The organism is Leisingera sp. ANG-M1 (genome assembly GCF_000813745.1).
Lineage (GTDB): Bacteria > Pseudomonadota > Alphaproteobacteria > Rhodobacterales > Rhodobacteraceae > Leisingera.
The window spans coordinates 333018-349922 of the sequence record NZ_JWLC01000025.1 but is presented as its reverse complement, the minus strand read 5'-3'; the positions used below and the strand labels follow the sequence as shown (position 1 = coordinate 349922).

At 61.0% G+C, this 16905-nt stretch carries 13 protein-coding genes and 1 tRNA gene; 8 read left to right on the top strand and 6 right to left on the bottom strand.

The window, feature by feature from the left end:
- Positions 1 to 237 precede the first annotated feature (237 nt).
- The 5 genes from RA19_RS21015 to pdxH form a co-directional block, all read right to left on the bottom strand.
- Entirely contained in the window at positions 238 to 3882 is a 3645-nt protein-coding gene (locus RA19_RS21015) for a vitamin B12-dependent ribonucleotide reductase (protein WP_039166502.1), read from the bottom strand.
- Positions 3883 to 4608: 726 nt separating this feature from the next.
- Positions 4609 to 4685 (bottom strand) — tRNA-Pro (locus RA19_RS21010).
- A 43-nt stretch (positions 4686 to 4728) separates the two neighbouring features.
- Entirely contained in the window at positions 4729 to 5205 is a 477-nt protein-coding gene (locus RA19_RS21005) for a DUF192 domain-containing protein (RefSeq protein WP_052261961.1), read from the bottom strand.
- A 4-nt stretch (positions 5206 to 5209) separates the two neighbouring features.
- The gene (locus RA19_RS21000; protein WP_039166500.1) at positions 5210 to 5749 is read right to left on the bottom strand and encodes a cold-shock protein; all 540 of its coding nucleotides are present in this window, start codon (positions 5747 to 5749) and stop codon (positions 5210 to 5212) included.
- Between the two features lie 133 nt (positions 5750 to 5882).
- Complete coding sequence (gene pdxH, locus RA19_RS20995) at positions 5883 to 6488, bottom strand: pyridoxamine 5'-phosphate oxidase (RefSeq protein ID WP_039166498.1); 606 nt, start codon at positions 6486 to 6488, stop codon at positions 5883 to 5885.
- A 133-nt stretch (positions 6489 to 6621) separates the two neighbouring features.
- Here pdxH and fabI point away from each other — a divergent pair, with 133 nt between their 5' ends.
- The 5 genes from fabI (at position 6622) to trpE (ending at position 12831) form a co-directional block, all read left to right on the top strand.
- Positions 6622 to 7425, top strand: coding sequence for an enoyl-ACP reductase FabI (gene fabI / locus RA19_RS20990; protein ID WP_039166495.1), 804 nt, complete (start codon positions 6622 to 6624; stop codon positions 7423 to 7425).
- A gap of 72 nt (positions 7426 to 7497) precedes the next feature.
- The gene (gene gpt, locus RA19_RS20985) at positions 7498 to 8001 is read left to right on the top strand and encodes a xanthine phosphoribosyltransferase (protein WP_039166493.1); all 504 of its coding nucleotides are present in this window, start codon (positions 7498 to 7500) and stop codon (positions 7999 to 8001) included.
- 169 nt (positions 8002 to 8170) lie between these two features.
- Positions 8171 to 9346, top strand: a complete 1176-nt coding sequence (locus RA19_RS20980; RefSeq protein ID WP_039166642.1) for an aminotransferase — start codon at positions 8171 to 8173, stop codon at positions 9344 to 9346.
- A 116-nt stretch (positions 9347 to 9462) separates the two neighbouring features.
- The gene (locus tag RA19_RS20975; RefSeq protein ID WP_039166491.1) at positions 9463 to 11304 is read left to right on the top strand and encodes a peptidyl-prolyl cis-trans isomerase; all 1842 of its coding nucleotides are present in this window, start codon (positions 9463 to 9465) and stop codon (positions 11302 to 11304) included.
- A gap of 15 nt (positions 11305 to 11319) precedes the next feature.
- A complete protein-coding gene (trpE, locus tag RA19_RS20970) occupies positions 11320 to 12831 on the top strand; it encodes an anthranilate synthase component I (protein ID WP_039166489.1) in 1512 nt (503 codons plus the stop codon).
- An 80-nt stretch (positions 12832 to 12911) separates the two neighbouring features.
- Here trpE and RA19_RS20965 read toward each other — a convergent pair whose 3' ends face one another.
- A complete protein-coding gene (locus RA19_RS20965) occupies positions 12912 to 14459 on the bottom strand; it encodes a divergent polysaccharide deacetylase family protein (protein ID WP_039166487.1) in 1548 nt (515 codons plus the stop codon).
- 191 nt (positions 14460 to 14650) lie between these two features.
- Here RA19_RS20965 and RA19_RS20960 point away from each other — a divergent pair, with 191 nt between their 5' ends.
- From RA19_RS20960 to RA19_RS20950, 3 genes are read left to right on the top strand one after another with little or no spacing between them, the layout of a single operon-like run.
- Entirely contained in the window at positions 14651 to 15232 is a 582-nt protein-coding gene (locus RA19_RS20960; RefSeq protein WP_039166485.1) for an anthranilate synthase component II, read from the top strand.
- A complete protein-coding gene (gene trpD, locus RA19_RS20955) occupies positions 15229 to 16248 on the top strand; it encodes an anthranilate phosphoribosyltransferase (protein WP_039166484.1) in 1020 nt (339 codons plus the stop codon). Before RA19_RS20960 ends, trpD begins: the two co-directional genes overlap by 4 nt.
- A complete protein-coding gene (locus RA19_RS20950; protein ID WP_039166483.1) occupies positions 16245 to 16898 on the top strand; it encodes a uracil-DNA glycosylase in 654 nt (217 codons plus the stop codon). The genes trpD and RA19_RS20950 overlap by 4 nt, the downstream gene beginning before the upstream one ends.
- Positions 16899 to 16905 lie beyond the last annotated feature (7 nt).

Genomic DNA, 16905 nt, shown 5'->3' with positions numbered 1-16905 from the left:
ATTATAAGAAGTATGCGGCGAACCATCACTCGCCCTGCCGCATAGTGTCAATCAAAGGTTCTCGCAAAGAAAATGGCCTCCTCTGAATACCAGAGGAAGCCAGTTATCACCGATCAGGCTCCTTCATTGACTGCCCGAATGTATTCTTACCTGGGCCTTCTCAGTGTTCAGAACGGGCGCACCCGTTCCTGATTTTGTCAGAAGCCGCCGCGGCGGCTTCCGGTCTCTTTTGTTTCTTCAACTGCAGCCCGAGGTGCCGCCGCAGGTGTTGCACTTCATGCAGGTGCCGTTGCGCACCAGCGTGTAGTTGCCGCATTCGCCGCAGGCTTCGCCTTCATAGCCTTGCATTTTTGCCTTGGTGCGCGCGTCCATGCCGCTGGCAGGCTGCACAGATGCCTCCGTCGTCTCCGGAACCAGCGATTGCAGCGCGGCTACCGGATCGGTGCCGGTGCCCAAAGCCCCCGCTTCGGTCTGGCCGCCCTGAAGCACCACCAGTTCCTGCGGCAGCCGCTTACGCAGATAGCCGGTCGAGGAAATCTGCTTGAGAACCTCCAGCGACCGCGTGGCGGCGCTTTCACTCAGCTCGGAAACGTTGGAAACGCCTTCTTCTTCACCGCGGCCCAGATCGTCGAAGGTAGCGCCTTCGGGCTTCACATGCGCCAGATCTGTGCGGTCCAGATAGCTGACGGCAAGCTCACGGAACACATAGTCCAGGATCGAGGTTGCGTTCTTGATCGAGTCGTTGCCCTGGACCATGCCTGCGGGCTCAAACTTGGTGAAAGTGAAAGCGTCGACAAATTCCTCCAGCGGCACACCGTATTGCAGACCGACCGAGACCGCGATGGCGAAGTTGTTCATCATTGCCCGGAAGCCAGCGCCTTCCTTGTGCATGTCGATGAAAATCTCGCCCAGGGTGCCATCGGAATATTCGCCTGTGCGCAGATAGACCTTGTGGCCGCCGACAACGGCCTTCTGAGTATAGCCTTTGCGGCGCTGCGGCATCTTCTCTCGGTGGCTGCGGACCAGTTCCTTGACCACAACTTTTTCAACGATTTTTTCGGCCAGTACAGCCGCCTTTTCCTGGGTCGAGCCGTTTTCAAGCACCTCAGCGGCTTCGTCGTCATCCTCGACCAGGGCTGCGGCCAGAGGCTGGCTCAGCTTGGAGCCGTCGCGGTACAGCGCGTTGGCCTTCACACCCAGGCTCCAGCTCAGCTCATAGGCCTTCTGGCAATCCTCGATGGTCGCATCGTTGGGCATATTGATGGTCTTGGAGATCGCGCCCGAGATAAAGCTCTGCGCGGCGGCCATCATGGTGATGTGGCTGTCAACACTCAGGAAACGCTTGCCTTTTTTGCCGCATGGGTTGGCGCAGTCAAAGATCGCATAGTGCTCTTCCTGCAGATGCGGCGCACCTTCAAGGGTCATGGTGCCGCAGACATGGTCGTTGGCGGCCTCGATGTCGGCCTTGGTGAATCCCAGGTGGCGCAGCAGGTCAAAAGTCGGATCGTTCAACTTGGGCGCCGGGATGCCCAGAACGCCGGTGCAGAAATCCTCGCCCAGGGTCCACTGGTTGAACACAAAGCGGATGTCAAAGGCAGCTTCCAGCGCCGCGTCTACTTTGGCCAGCTCATTGGGGCCAAATCCGTGGCCTGCCAGCGAAGTGTGATTGATCCCCGGGGCGTTGCCGATGGAACCGTGGCCGACCGCGTAAGACACGATCTCTTCGATTTGCGCCGAGCTGTAGCCCAGCCCTTCCAGCGCCGAAGGCACCGAGCGGTTGATGATCTTGAAGTATCCGCCGCCGGCCAGCTTCTTGAACTTCACCAGGGCAAAGTCCGGCTCGATGCCGGTGGTGTCGCAGTCCATCACCAGGCCGATGGTGCCGGTGGGTGCAATCACAGTGGTCTGGGCATTGCGATAGCCGTGTTTTTGACCCAGCTCCAGCGCCTCGTCCCAGGCGCTGGCGGCCAGATCGGTCAGCAGTGCGTCCGGGCAGCTGGCAATATCCAGCGGCACTGGCTTGACCGACAGGTTTTCGTAGCCGTCAGCGTTGCCCTTTGCAGCATTGCGGTGATTGCGGATCACACGCAGCATGTGATCTGCGTTTTTTTCATAACCGGGGAACGGACCCAGCTCCGAAGCGATTTCGGCTGAGGTGGCATAAGCCACACCAGTCATCAGCGCGGTCAGCGCCCCGCAAAGCGCCCTGCCCTCGTCCGAGTCATAGCCGTAACCCATGTTCATCAGCAGCCCGCCGATGTTGGCGTAGCCCAAGCCCAAGGTGCGGAAGTCATAGGACCGCTGCGCGATTTCCTTCGAGGGGAACTGCGCCATCATCACTGAGATTTCCAGCGTCAGTGTCCACAGGCGGCAGGAATGCATGAAGTCATCCGCCTGGAACAGACCGCCTTTCAGGAAGCTCAGCAGGTTCAGGGACGCCAGGTTGCAGGCAGTGTCGTCCAGGAACATGTATTCTGAACAAGGATTTGAGCCGCGGATCTCACCGTCTTCCGGGCAAGTGTGCCACTCGTTCACAGTGTCGTGGAACTGGATACCCGGATCGGCACAGGCCCAGGCGGCGTGGCCGACCTTCTCCCATAGATCACGGGCTTTCACGACTTTGGCGATTTTGCCATCGGTGCGGTTGATCAGTTCCCAGTCCGCGTCCTTCTCGACTGCATGCAGGAAGGCGTTGGTAACCCGGATCGAGTTGTTGGAATTCTGGCCGGAAACTGAGCTGTAAGCCTCGGAGTCCCAATCGGTGTCATAGGTCGGGAATTCGATCGAGGTGTGGCCCTGCTTGGCGTAATCCAGCACCCGCTTGATGTAAGTTTCCGGGATCGCCACTTTCTTGGCTTCGCGGACGGCCTTCTTAAGGCTGTCGTTGACCGCCGGGTCATAGGCATCCGCCTCAGCGCCGTCCCAGCTGCGGATCGCTTCGAAAATGCCGTTCAGCATCTTCTCGTGCATCTTGGAGCCGGCCACGATCGAGGCGACCTTCTGCTCCTCAATCACCTTCCACTGGATGAAGTCTTCGATGTCCGGGTGATCAGCATCAACGATCACCATCTTGGCCGCACGCCGGGTGGTGCCGCCGGATTTGATTGCGCCAGCTGCACGGTCACCGATCTTCAGAAAGCCCATCAGGCCGGAAGACTTACCGCCGCCCGATAGCGGCTCGCCCTCGGCGCGCAGGTGCGAGAAGTTGGTGCCGGTGCCGGAGCCGTATTTGAACAGCCTCGCCTCACGCACCCACAGGTCCATAATGCCGCCGTCTTTGACCAGATCGTCAGAGACCGACTGGATAAAGCAGGCATGCGGCTGGGGATGCTCGTAAGCGCTGTCGGATTTTGTCAGCTTGCCGGTCTTGTAGTCGACATAGTGATGGCCCTGTGCCGGCCCGTCGATGCCATAGGCCCAATGCAGACCGGTGTTGAACCACTGGGGCGAGTTCGGCGCGGACCGCTGGGTGGCCAGCATATAGCGCATTTCGTCGTAGTAAGCGCGTGCGTCTTCCTCAGAGGAGAAATAGCCGCCCTTCCAGCCCCAGTACGCCCAAGCGCCTGCCAGACGGTCGAACACCTGCTTGGAGGAGGTCTCGCCGCCAAGCACGGCGCCATCTGCAGGGACCGAGCGCCACAGGAACTCCGGCACGCCTTTTTCGCGGACTTTCTTCAGGCGCGACGGCACGCCGGCCTTGCGGAAGTACTTCTGGGCGATGACGTCGCTGGCCACCTGGCTCCAGGAGGCCGGAATTTCGATGTTATCGAGCCGGAAAACAATGGTCCCGTCAGGATTGCGGATCTCCGAGGTGGCAGAGACGAATGCCAGTTCGGCATATGCATCCTGGCCGGGTTTGGTGTACTTCCGTTCGATCTTCATGCTCTGCCCCTTCTCAAGCACTCATCGTTTGTTTTGGCGGTGCCCCCGCACCTAGCAGCGCCGGTTGCAAAACACGCAAACACCCTGCGCAGGCCTGGTCAGGCATGCATGGTTGAGGCCCTCGCCGGCCATTCTTCTCAGGGCTGTCTGCTGTATTCAGCGTTGTTGCTGCGGCGCTTCTGTCTACCAGATCTAGTGCCGTCACAACCAGTGTCCACAATTTGGCGTATTCGCACACAAAGGGTCAACGCTAAATTTACCTCTTGGCAACGATCTTTGCTGTTGACGCTTGCAGCGGATTACAGGGTCAGGCACGGCGCATTGATTCATCCACAGGCCTGCTCATTCACTGCGATTGATTGCCCCGCGTCAGCCTCTTGAGAATTCTTGTGTTCAGGGAACGACTTGCTGCTTTGCGGAAAAAGACCGGCAGCATCTCTCCCCCGTTTCTCAACAGCTGACCCTAGGGCCTAGGGTAGTGATCTTAGAGTGGTGCAATTTTACGATGGAACAGCCGCGGTGTTACGGTGCCGGGCCGTCTGCCTGACACCCTCCTTAACCTTCTGATGCGGGTCAGCAGCAATTGGTTAAAGGTATCTTAACAACCAGTTAAGCCAACGTCATCACCTATGATTGAAAACCTCCTCTGGAGCACGCCAAATGAGCGAGGCGAATCTTCTCACGCACGGCGTGATCAGATTCAGCATTCTATTTTATGATGAGAAGTGGTCGGGGCGGCGAGATTCGAACTCACGACCCCCTGTACCCAAAACAGGTGCGCTACCAGACTGCGCCACGCCCCGGACCGTGCGCCTTCCTATATCCGGGAAACTGATTTGAAAAGCCCTAACAGGGCCAAACTGCTGCTGTGCGCGAAAAAATTTCGTGCCGCATCTGGGTGCCTGCAGAAATCCCGTACCGGCGCGCCAGCCCGCCATTGATTTCAAGCACGGCAAAGACGTGATCGCCGCCCGGAATGGGGGTCAAATCACCGGGGACTGCGTTCTCATGAACCGTGGTCACCAGGCCGTTTTCATCCAGAAAGATGATATCCAGCGGAATCAGCGTGTTCTTCATCCAGAAGGCAGCGGTTTGCGGATGCTCGTATACAAACAGCATCCCTGCCCCGCGCGGCAGGCTTTCGCGGAACATCAGCCCTTGGGCCCGTTCCTGCTCGTCGTCGGCGATTTCAACGCTGAAGCCGATCTGACCCCAGGAGCCCCGCAAGTCGACGCGGCCCGGAGCACAGTCAGCGGCCCAGGAGGCGCTGGCAACAAATGGCAGTACGGCGCCCAATCCCGTGGAGAAAAGGCGCCCTAGCATGTGCTCAGTCCAGTGCGCCTGGCAGCAGGGCAGCTTCCCAAGCCAGCACCTCTACCGCCATGCGGCCGCGTTTGCCGTCGATCACCCGCATCGCCAGCGCTTCGCCCGGCTGCAGATCAGCAAGCCCCGACTGGCGCAGCACCTCGACATGCAGGAACACATCGTCACCGCGGCCGAAGACATTGGCAAAACCAAAGCCCTTGCCCTTGTCGAACCATTTGACCCGTGCAGGCTCCAGCGGCTCGTTCTGCAGGCTGTCCATATCAAGCTCGGCGAAATCGCTCAGCACCGGGGTGTCGTCGCGCTCCGGCGGCTGAACTGAGAGGACCTCAACGGCTTGGACACCGCGGCCGGTCTGATGAGTGACAACCTCAATCCGGGCACCGTCCGCAACCGAACTTTGGCCGAAATTGCGCAGCACATTCACGTGGAGAAGAATGTCCGGGCCGCCCTCGTCAGATACGACAAAGCCGTATCCCTTGGCCGGATCGAACCACTTCACCAGCCCCTGTACCTGCTGCAAGCTGCTGAGATCTTCTGCCACTTACTTATTCCACCGCGTTTTTTTTATTTTGATGATGCCCTGATGCGCGATTCTGACCTTGGAATTCAAGCTAAAAAGTCCTGAAATTGTCACGAAACTGCTATTGACCCTAGGTAAACTTTAACCTTTTGCATCAAGGGTTGAGGCGCAGGATTTCCCATGCTGCATCTGCATTCTCGCGGCGCCAGCGGAACCGGTCATGCAACCGGAATGCGCCATCGGCCCAGAACTCGATTTCCACTGGAGTCAGCCGGTAGCCGCCCCAGAATGGTGGCCGGTCCGGGTTAGTTCCTTTGGTGGCAGTGATTTTCGCCACTTCGGCCATCAGCGTGCCGCGGCTGTCCAATGGCTGCGACTGCTTTGAAGCCCAGGCTCCCAGGCGGCTCTTGAGCGAACGCGATTTGTAGTATTCATCGGCCTGGGGCCCGTCTTCGCGGCTGATCGTGCCGCGCACGCGAATTTGCCGGCGCAGCGATTTCCAGTGCATCACAAAGGCGGCCTTGCCGGCCTGATCAAGTTCTCGGGCCTTTGCACTCTCGTAATTGGTGTAGAACACAAAGGCGCCGTCCTCGATCTCCTTGAGCAAAACCATGCGGCTGTTGGGCAGCCCGGTCTCGTCCACAGTGGCCAGGGCGATGGCATTGGGATCATTGGGTTCGGCCTGTTCGGCCTCTGCCAGCCAGGCGCGGGCGATGGCAAAGGGATCGTCGCCTGCAAAAATACCTGAACGGTCGGACATTCGGTCACCTCGTAGCGGAATTGCGTGCAACCTATGCAGCTTCCTGGCCATCGGCAAGGGCGTGCACCCTTGAAGCGACCCGCGCAGCATATTAAACACCGCTAAATTATCAGATCACAGGCGGAGAACCTGCATGTCTAGTCAACTGATGGCCGGTAAGCGCGGCCTCATCATGGGCCTGGCCAACGACAAATCCATTGCTTGGGGGATCGCCAAGGCCTGCGCCGATGCCGGTGCCGAGCTCGCGTTTTCCTTCCAGGGCGAGGCGCTGAAGAAGCGTGTTGCGCCGCTGGCCGAGCAGCTGGGCAGCGATATCGTGCTGCCATGCGATGTCTCGGACGAGGCCTCGATTGATGCCTTGTTTGCCGAGCTGGAAAGCAAATGGGGCAAGCTGGATTTTGTCGTTCACGCCATCGGCTTTTCCGACAAGAACGAACTGCGCGGCCGCTATGTCGACACCAGCCGTGCCAACTTCCAGATGACCATGGACATCTCGGTCTTCTCTTTCACTGCGGTGGCGAACCGTGCCGAGAAGATGATGTCCGAAGGCGGCTCGCTGCTGACCCTTACCTACTACGGCGCCGAGCAGGTGATGCCTCACTACAATGTGATGGGCGTGGCCAAGGCGGCGCTGGAAGCGTCGGTCAAATACCTGGCCGAGGATCTGGGCAAGGACGGCATCCGGGTCAATGCGATCTCGGCCGGCCCGATCAAGACCCTGGCCGCCTCCGGTATCGGCGATTTCCGCTACATCATGAAGTGGAACGAGTACAACTCGCCGCTGCGCCGCAATGTCACCACCGACGATGTCGGCAAGTCCGCACTTTACTTGCTGTCCGATCTCAGCTCCGGCGTGACCGGCGAGAACCTGCATGTGGATGCCGGCTATCACGTGGTAGGTATGAAGGCGGTGGATGCGCCTGACATCTCTAAGTAACTGAACGAATTGAGGCCCCGGGGTTCCCCTGGGCCTCTGCCAGCCGACGCGATCTCGCGGGGAGCAAAACATATGACCGACCGTCTGCCGCACGAAAAAGGCTTTCACATCAGCTGGGACCAGATCCACCGCGACTCGCGGGCGCTGGCCTGGCGCCTGGACGGGCAAGGCCCCGATGACGGCGCCTGGCGTGCCGTTGTTGCGATCACCCGCGGCGGCATGGCGCCGGCCATGATCGTCAGCCGCGAGCTGGACATCCGCACTGTCGACACCATCTCGGTGAAATCCTACCACCACCAGGCACAGGGCGAAGCGGAAGTGCTGAAATCCCCTGACGCAGGCCTGATGGGCGATGGTGAAGGCGTCTTGGTCATTGATGACCTGGTCGACAGCGGCAAGACCCTTGAACTGGTCCGCAAACTGTACCCCAAGGCGCATTTCGCAACTGTCTATGCCAAGCCGCAGGGCCGCCCGATGGTGGATACCTTCATCACCGAGGTGAGCCAGGATACCTGGATCTTCTTCCCCTGGGACATGGCGCTGCAATACGTCGAGCCCTACCGCGGCAAGGACTGATCCCTGCTGAAGGTTCAATGGAAAGAAAGGCGCGCTCTGCGGGGCGCGCCTTTTCTTTTGCCGGATGGCGGGCAATTCCGCTTGAGGCACGGCGCGCGGTCATGCCAAGGATAGTCCGGTAGTATTCCCGCAGCCGAATTTGATGCTGCACCGGCGTCTGGAGCTTTTGATGAACCGCACCCGTACTGAGGCCACCTTCGTTTCCCCCATCGTCGAATCGCGTCGCTGGGTGGCCGGGGTGAGGTTCCCTCCCGGGCGCCCGCTGCTGAATGTCAGCCAGGCTGCGCCGGCAGAAGCACCGCCCGAAGGACTGCGCCAGGCGCTTGCCGACGCCGCGCTGAATAACGTTGATGCACATCTCTATGGGCCGGTGCTGGGCAATGACGCGCTCCGCCAGGCGCTGGCCGGGCAGATCTCGGATCACTACGAAGCGGCTGTAGCTGCTGATCAGGTGGGTATTACTTCCGGCTGCAACCAGGCCTTTGCCGCAGCCATTGCCGCGCTTTGCGGTGAAGGCGACGAGGTGATCATCCCGGTGCCTTGGTACTTCAACCACAAGATGTGGCTGGACATGGCCGGCGTCAAAGCTGTGCCGCTGTCCGTTGGCGAGGGCATGCTGCCGGATCCGGCCAAGGCGCAAAATCTGATCACGGACCGGACCCGTGCCATCGTGCTGGTCACCCCCAACAACCCTTGCGGCGTGGAGTACCCGGACGGACTGGTGCGGGCTTTCTTTGACCTGGCCCGCAAATCAGGCCTGTCGCTGATCGTGGATGAGACCTACCGCGACTTCGACAGCCGAACAGGCGCGCCGCACGGGCTGTTTCAGACCGCAGACTGGGACCGGACGCTCATTCACCTTTACTCCTTCTCCAAGGCTTACCGGCTGACCGGCCACCGAGTTGGGGCTATCGCTGCCTCCCCAAAAATGATGTTCGAAATGGAGAAGTTTCTCGATACCGTTACAATCTGCCCGTCGCAGCTGGGCCAGGCAGGCGCGCTTTGGGGAATCGAAAACTTGCAAGACTGGCTGGCAGGGGAGCGTCAGGAAATCCTCAGCCGCCGAACGGCCATCGAAGAAGGGTTTCCGGCGCTTGAAGCCAAAGGCTGGCGGTTGCTCGGATGCGGCGCCTACTTCGCCTATGTCGAGCACCCTTTCGATCTTTCGTCGGAAGATGTCGCCAGAAAACTGGTTGCCGAAGCTTCAGTGCTGATGCTGCCGGGATCGATGTTCATGCCCGAAGGGGATCCGGATGGCGCCCGCCAGTTCCGGATTGCCTTTGCCAATGTGGACCGGGCAGGCATCCAGACGCTTTTCAGCCGCCTGGCCGACTTTACCCCCTGAACATCCAGCGGTTTGATCCGCAACCGTCTTGCCCCTCTGCGGGCAGCCGCGTATTCAGTCAGCGGCATTTCCCGCCGCCCGGCTTTTCCCGCGCGGCAAACAATAAAGAGGGCATCATGGCCGCAGGCATGCAGAAGCTATCCAAAACCTTTGTCTGGATCCTGATGGGGATGCTGATCGTCGGCCTGGCCGGCTTTGGCGCGGTGAATTTCACCAGTTCAGGATCTTCTGTAGCGCAAGTTGGCGATGAGGAAGTCAGCATTGGCGATTACGTCCGCGAGCTGCAGCGCGAACAGCGTGCCCTGCAGGCGCAGACCGGCCAGGCCATGCCGATGTCGCAGCTGACCGCCTTCGGTTTGGACCGCGTTGTGCTGGGCCGGCTGATCTCGATCGCCGCATTGGATCACGAAACAAAAGACCTTGGCCTGTCCATCGGTGACGAAAACCTGATTGAAGAACTGGCCGCCATTGATGCTTTCCAGGGCGTGAACGGTGAATTCGACCGCGAGGCCTACAGCTTTGCGCTTCGCAATGCCGGCCTGTCCGAAAAACAGTTCGAAGATGACCTGCGCCGTGAAGCCGCCCGCACCATCGTGCAAAGCGCGATTTTGTCCGGCACCGAAATGCCGCAGACGCTGACCGGTACCTTGACCGGCTTTATCGGCGCCCGCCGCAGCTTTTCTTATGTACAGGTCAATGCCTCTGACATCGCTCTGACCGCGCAGGTGCCTTCGGACGCTGACCTCCAGGCTTTCTATGAGGCCAACCAGGATCAGTTCATGCTGCCCGAAGCCAAGGTGATCACCTATGCCGCGCTGCGCCCGGCGATGCTGCTGGACGAGGTAGAGGTAGATGAAGCAATGCTGCGGGACCTGTTTGACGACCGCTCCAGCCAGTACCAGGTGCCTGAACGCCGCCTGGTCGAGCGCCTGGTCTTTGCTGATGAGGACTCCGCTGCAAGCGCCAAGGCGCAGCTGGAAACCGGCGGCGCCACTTTCGAAAGCCTGGTGGATGCCCGCGGCCTGACCCTGCAGGACATCGACCTCGGCGACGTGACCATGGGCGATCTGGGTGCAGCGGGAACCGATGTCTTTTCTGCGCAAGTCGGCGATGTGGCAGGTCCCCTGCCCTCTGATCTCGGCCCGGCCCTGTTCCGCATCAACGGCCGCCTTGAGGCGCAGACCACCACCTTTGAACAGGCCAAGGCGGAGCTGCGCGATGAGCTTTCTGCTGACCGCGCCCGCCGTCTGGTGGAAGCACAGGCCGAGGACATCGACGACCTTCTGGCAGGCGGCGCCACGCTTGAAGAACTGGCCACCGAAAACGGTCTGGAGCTCGCGCAGATCAACTGGACGAGCGAGACCAGCGACGGCATTGCCGCCTACGAAGGCTTCCGCACCGCCGCCGCTGCCGTTAACGCAGAGGATTTCCCGGCGGTGGATTTCCTCGACGATGGCAGCCTGTTTGCCCTGCGGCTGGACGAGATCCTGCCGGAACGCCCGGAACCCTTTGCAGAGGCCAAGGAACAAGTGCTCGCGGCCTGGCAGGCGGATCGCCTTGCCACGGCATTGCGGCAACAAGGTGAAGAGCTTCTTTCCCAAGCCAAGGCTGCAGACAGCTTTGCAGAAGGCGCCGCTGTCAAAACCGAAACCGGCCTGACCCGCACCGCCTATATCGACACCGTTCCGGCTGATTTGGTCACCCAGGTGTTCGGGATGGCCGAGGGCGAGTTCCGCCTGGTTCAGGACGCCGAGTCGGCTGTGGTTGTCCGGCTGGATGCCGTCCTGCCGCCGGAAGAAAGCGATGATATGAAACTGCTCACCCAGGCCCTGCAAGCGCAAATGGACCAAAACCTGGCCCAAGCTTTGTTCGAGGCCTATGTGCAGGATGTTCAAGCCCGCGCTGAACCCCGTGTCGATCAGCAGGCGCTGAACGCCGCGCAAGCCAACTTTCACTAATCAAGGCAAGCGATCATGGCTCTGACCCCAGATTTCGATACCTTTTCTAAGGCTTATGAAGCCGGTGAAAACCAGGTTGTCTACACCCGCCTTGCCGCCGATCTCGACACTCCGGTGTCGCTGATGCTCAAGCTGACCGGCGCTCAGAAGGACGCCTTCATGCTGGAATCCGTCACTGGCGGCGAGGTGCGCGGGCGCTATTCGATCATCGGCATGAAGCCGGATCTGGTCTGGCGCTGCCACGGCGAGCAGTCATCTCTGAACCGCTCGGCGCGGTTTGATGCAGATGACTTCACGCCGCAGGACGGCAACCCGATGGACAATCTGCGGGCTCTGATCGCCGAAAGCAAAATCGATCTGCCCGAGGACCTGCCGCAGGCCGCGGCGGGCCTGTTCGGCTACCTGGGCTATGACATGATCCGCCTGGTCGAGCACCTGCCGGATGTGAATCCGGACCCGCTGGGCCTGCCGGACGCGCTGATGCTGCGGCCGTCGGTGATCGCTGTGCTGGACGGTGTCAAAGGTGAAGTGACCGTGGTCTCTCCGGTCTGGTCCACCGACCGCCAGACCGCCAAGGCGGCTTACGCCCAGGCTGCTGAGCGGGTGATGGACGCGGTGCGCGATCTTGAGCGCGCCATGCCTGCCGAAAGCCGCGATCTGGGCGACGCGCATGAAGTGTCCCCGCCGGTGTCGAATTTCACCAAGGACGGCTATAAGGCCGCGGTGGAGAAGGCCAAGGAGTACATCCGCGCAGGTGACATTTTCCAGGTGGTTCCGGCGCAGCGCTGGACTCAGGAATTCCGCGAACCGCCTTTTGCACTTTACCGGAGCTTGCGGCGCACCAACCCCTCGCCCTTCATGTTCTATTTCAACTTCGGCGGCTTCCAGGTGGTGGGTGCAAGCCCGGAAATCCTGGTCCGTGTCTTCGGCCAGGAGGTCACCATCCGGCCCATTGCGGGCACCCGCCCCCGCGGCGCCACGCCCGAAGAGGACAAGGCGCTTGAGGCCGACCTGCTGGCCGACAAGAAAGAGCTGGCAGAACACCTGATGCTCTTGGACCTGGGCCGCAACGACACTGGCCGGGTGGCCAAGATCGGCACCGTGCGCCCGACTGAGAAGTTCATCATCGAGCGCTACAGCCATGTGATGCATATCGTTTCCAACGTCGTCGGCGAACTCGCCGAAGACAAGGACGCGCTTGATGCCTTCTTTGCCGGCATGCCCGCTGGCACCGTCTCCGGCGCCCCCAAGGTGCGTGCGATGGAGATCATCGACGAGCTGGAGCCGGAGAAGCGCGGCATCTACGGCGGCGGCGTCGGCTATTTCTCGGCGGGAGGCGATATGGATATGTGCATTGCCCTGCGCACTGCCATCGTCAAGGACCAAAACCTCTACATCCAGGCAGGCGGCGGAGTTGTCTATGACAGCGACCCGGAGGCGGAATACATGGAGACTGTCCATAAATCCAATGCGATCCGCCGCGCCGCTGCAGACGCAGCCCGTTTCACTGGAAACGGCAACCGCTAAGGATAAGACAGGCGCCTAACGGCTTCTTTCTGGTCAGAAATACTCCCGCCGGAGGCACGGCGCCCGCTCCGGGCGCCGTTTCACTTTGGCAGTTTCGCTTCCAGGCTGGCGGATACCGGAGCCAAGGCGACCCGCGAGGCGCGGTCCTGAAGCCCCCAGATCAGCAGTGCAGACACCGTGTCGGGGCGCAAGCGGCCCAGCATGATTACAGCGCCTTCCTGTCCAGCACGGAATGCTGCCTGATCCAGAAACCGCCGGATCGCCCGCGGGTTCTGACCTGCGCCGTCAAAATCCCGGAACACGACACCTGCCGGAACTCCATCCCGCAGAGCCAGCTTCTGAACCGTGTTGAGACCGCTGTTCTGGGTAATCAGGCCAAAGCCTGCAGATGCCGCCACCGCTGCCACCTGATCCGCCAGCGGCCGGTTGCCTTGCACACCGGTGTCCACACCTTCCATGATTGCAACCGCTTCCGGCAGGTTTCCGCGCCAAACTTCCAACGCGGTTTCCGCATCCTGCGGAGAGGCACCCCGCGGCAAATCCGCAAGCATCAGAACTTCGAACCCTGCCGAGCGCCGGGCAGCCATCTTGGCCTGCGCCTCCGGGTCTTCGGGATCTATTGCGAAACTCAGCGGATACGGAAACTCAGCCAGCGCCTCCGCCCCGACCGCGCCTGCATCGTCAATCAGGACGATCGACATCAGCGGCCTGTTGTCCGGGTTGGAAAAGGGTTCAGCGAAAGCCGCAAAGGGAGATTCCTGGGAAAGCCCGCCCGTCTCCTGCGCCTTGTTCCGCTCGGTAAGGGGAATAACCGGCGTGCCAATCTTGGGGGCGGCACTTTCCTGGTTCTCGGCACCGGACGCGGCCGCTTGTGCTGTTTCTTCTGCGTCATCGCCGGAGAGGCCCGCATCAGCACCATCTGCCGCAGCAGGCAGCGCCGGCGCTGCACTGATCACCGGCAGGGTGGTTGCCTGAGGCGCGCTGCCGATATCAGGTGCCAGAACCGCCGCTGCCTCAGCAGCAGGCTGTACCGCAGGTTCAGCAACGGCCTGCTGGGGCAGCGTTTTGCCATCTCCCGCGGCACTTTCCACCGCAACGGTTTCCTGCTTAGGGCTCTCTGGCGCGGGCGCCGGCTCCGTTGCTGCAACTACGGCGCTTTCGTCACCCGGAACTGCCGGCAGCGCTGGCTGCTGCGCCTGCGGCAAGCTGCTGCCTGCTGGCTGCTCCACTCCTGGGGGAGACGCGGCCTCGGGGCCGCCATTGTTCTGCGCTGCTGCAGCCAGGCCGACTTCAGGCTTGCCAGCGGGGGCTGTGTCAGCGCCGTCCAATGCGCTTAGATCGTCAGAAGCCTGCGACGCAGCCGGCGCGGCGGGCTGTACCTCCACCAGATCGGCGTCTTTCGCCTGGCCGCTGCCAGGTACTTCAGTTGCTTCACCGCCGTTCGGCATCTCAGGCGCGCCGCCGGGAGAATGTCCGGCCGGCTGCGGTTCAACCGGAGCCGTGCCTGTGTCCGCCGCTGACCCGGTTTCCGCGGCCTTCTGCGTCATTGGCACCGACAAAGACAGCATTGCCAGCCCGCCCGCAGCCAGCAACGCCCCGACACTCACGCCGCCCAGAAATCCACGCATGCCTGTTTTGCCTCTCAAATCCTAACTGTTGGACAGCACCGCCAGCTCCGCCTGAACGCCGTCTTAGACGGTCTTGCCCAAGCAATCGCCGCTCCTGCTCTTGACGCTGCCCCGTATCCCTGAACATGTATGTTGCAACCACTATACTGCGGCGCGCACCCCGCCCGCCACCCTTAAAAGAGCCCGCTACGATGCTGCTGCTGATCGACAACTACGATTCCTTCACCTACAACCTCGTCCATTATCTCGGCGAGCTTGGTGCGGAAATGGAAGTGCACCGCAACGACGCCATTAATGTGCAAGAAGCAATGGCCATGAAGCCTTCGGGCATCCTGCTGTCTCCCGGCCCCTGCACCCCTGACGACGCAGGTATCTGCCTGGCCCTGACGGAGGCCGCGGCAGAGACCGGGACCCCGCTGATGGGCGTCTGCCTCGGGCATCAATCCATCGGCCAGGCCTTTGGCGGCAAGGTGATCCGCTGCCACGAGATTGTGCATGGCAAAATGGGCAAGATGCATCACAAGGATACAGGTGTTTTCAAAGACTTGCCGACACCATTTGATGCAACGCGCTACCACTCTCTGGTGGTGGAGCGTGAAAGCCTCCCGGACTGCCTGGAGATCACAGCCGAACTTGAAGACGGCACCATCATGGGTCTGCAGCACAAGGAACTGCCGATTCACGGGGTGCAGTTCCATCCTGAATCCATTGCCTCGGAACATGGCCACGCGCTGCTGAAAAACTTCCTCGATGTCATGAAGGTGCCGGCATGAGTGACCGCCTGAAGCCGCTTATCGGCGCGGCCTCCGAACGCTCCCTGACCCGAGAAGAAGCCGAAACCGCCTTTACCCTGCTGTTTGAGGGCGAAGCCACGCCCAGCCAAATAGGCGGGCTGCTGATGGCAATGCGCACCCGGGGCGAAAGCGTTGACGAATACGCAGCCGCCGCCGCTGTGATGCGGGCCAAATGCAACCCTGTGAAGGCTCCGGCCGGCGCTATGGACATCGTCGGCACCGGCGGTGACGGCAAGAACACTCTGAACATCTCCACGGCAACAGCATTTGTCGCGGCCGGCGCAGGGGTAACGGTTGCCAAGCACGGCAACCGCAATCTCAGCTCCAAATCCGGCACCGCGGACATGCAGTCTCAGATGGGGATCAACGTGATGGTTGGCCCGGAAGTGGTTGAAAAGGCGATCAATGAGGCCGGCATCGGCTTTATGATGGCGCCCATGCACCACCCGGCGGTCGCCCATGTGATGCCGACCCGCCAGGAACTCGGCACCCGCACCATCTTCAATATCCTCGGGCCTCTCACAAACCCGGCCGGCGTCAAACGCCAGCTCACCGGCGCCTTCAGCCGTGAGATGATCCGCCCGATGGCGGAAACGCTCAAGGCGCTGGGTTCCGAACGGGCGTGGCTGGTGCATGGCTCGGACGGCACCGACGAGCTGACCATTACCGGAACCAGCTGGGTGTCTGCGCTGGAAGAAAACGGCGATGTGCGTGATTTGGAGATCCACCCTGAAGACGCAGGGCTCCCTGTCCATCCTTTTGAGATGATTGTCGGCGGAACGCCCGAAGAAAATGCAATGGCCTTCCGGGTGCTGCTGCAAGGCACGCCATCTGCCTACCGGGATGCGGTGCTGCTGAATTCTGCAGCTGCTCTGGTCGTTGCGGGCAAGGCTGCCGACCTGAAGGAAGGCGTTGCGCTTTCCGCCCAGTCCATCGACAGCGGCGCAGCCAAGGCCAAGGTTGAGGCGCTGGCGCGGATCACTTCCGCCGCATGACTGACCTTCCTTCCGGGCTGGGCGCTTGGTCCAGCCTGCCTTTCTTTACAGATACATGGCCCGGGATCGCGGCCGCGCTGCAGGAAGATCCCCGGGAAATCCTGCCGCCCACGCATCAGCGGTTTGCAGCGCTGGAGCTGACACAGCCCGAGGCGGCCCGCGTGGTCATTCTTGGCCAGGACCCCTATCCAACGCCTGGCCATGCGCATGGGCTCGCCTTCTCGGCTGAACCAGATGTCCGCCCCTTTCCACGGTCTTTGTTCAATATCTACAAAGAATTGCAGGCAGATCTTGATGTCACTCGGCCGACGGCGGACCTGCGCGGCTGGGCGCACCAGGGCGTGCTGCTCCTGAACACCGCGCTGTCCGTTCCCGCCGGAGAGGCCAACGGCCATAAACACTTGGGCTGGCACCGCCTGGTGCACCAGGTGCTGGAGCTTACGTCGGAACGCCCCACCGCATACATTCTCTGGGGAAATGCGGCACAGAAGCTTGAAAAACATATCAAACCGGGCGATCACCTGATCCTGAAAACAGCGCATCCCTCGCCCTTGTCGGCGCGGCGCGGTTTCTTTGGGTCCCGGCCCTTTTCAAAAGTGAACAATTGGCTCGCCGCCCGCGGTGAAACTGCCATAGACTGGAACGCATGAACGGAGG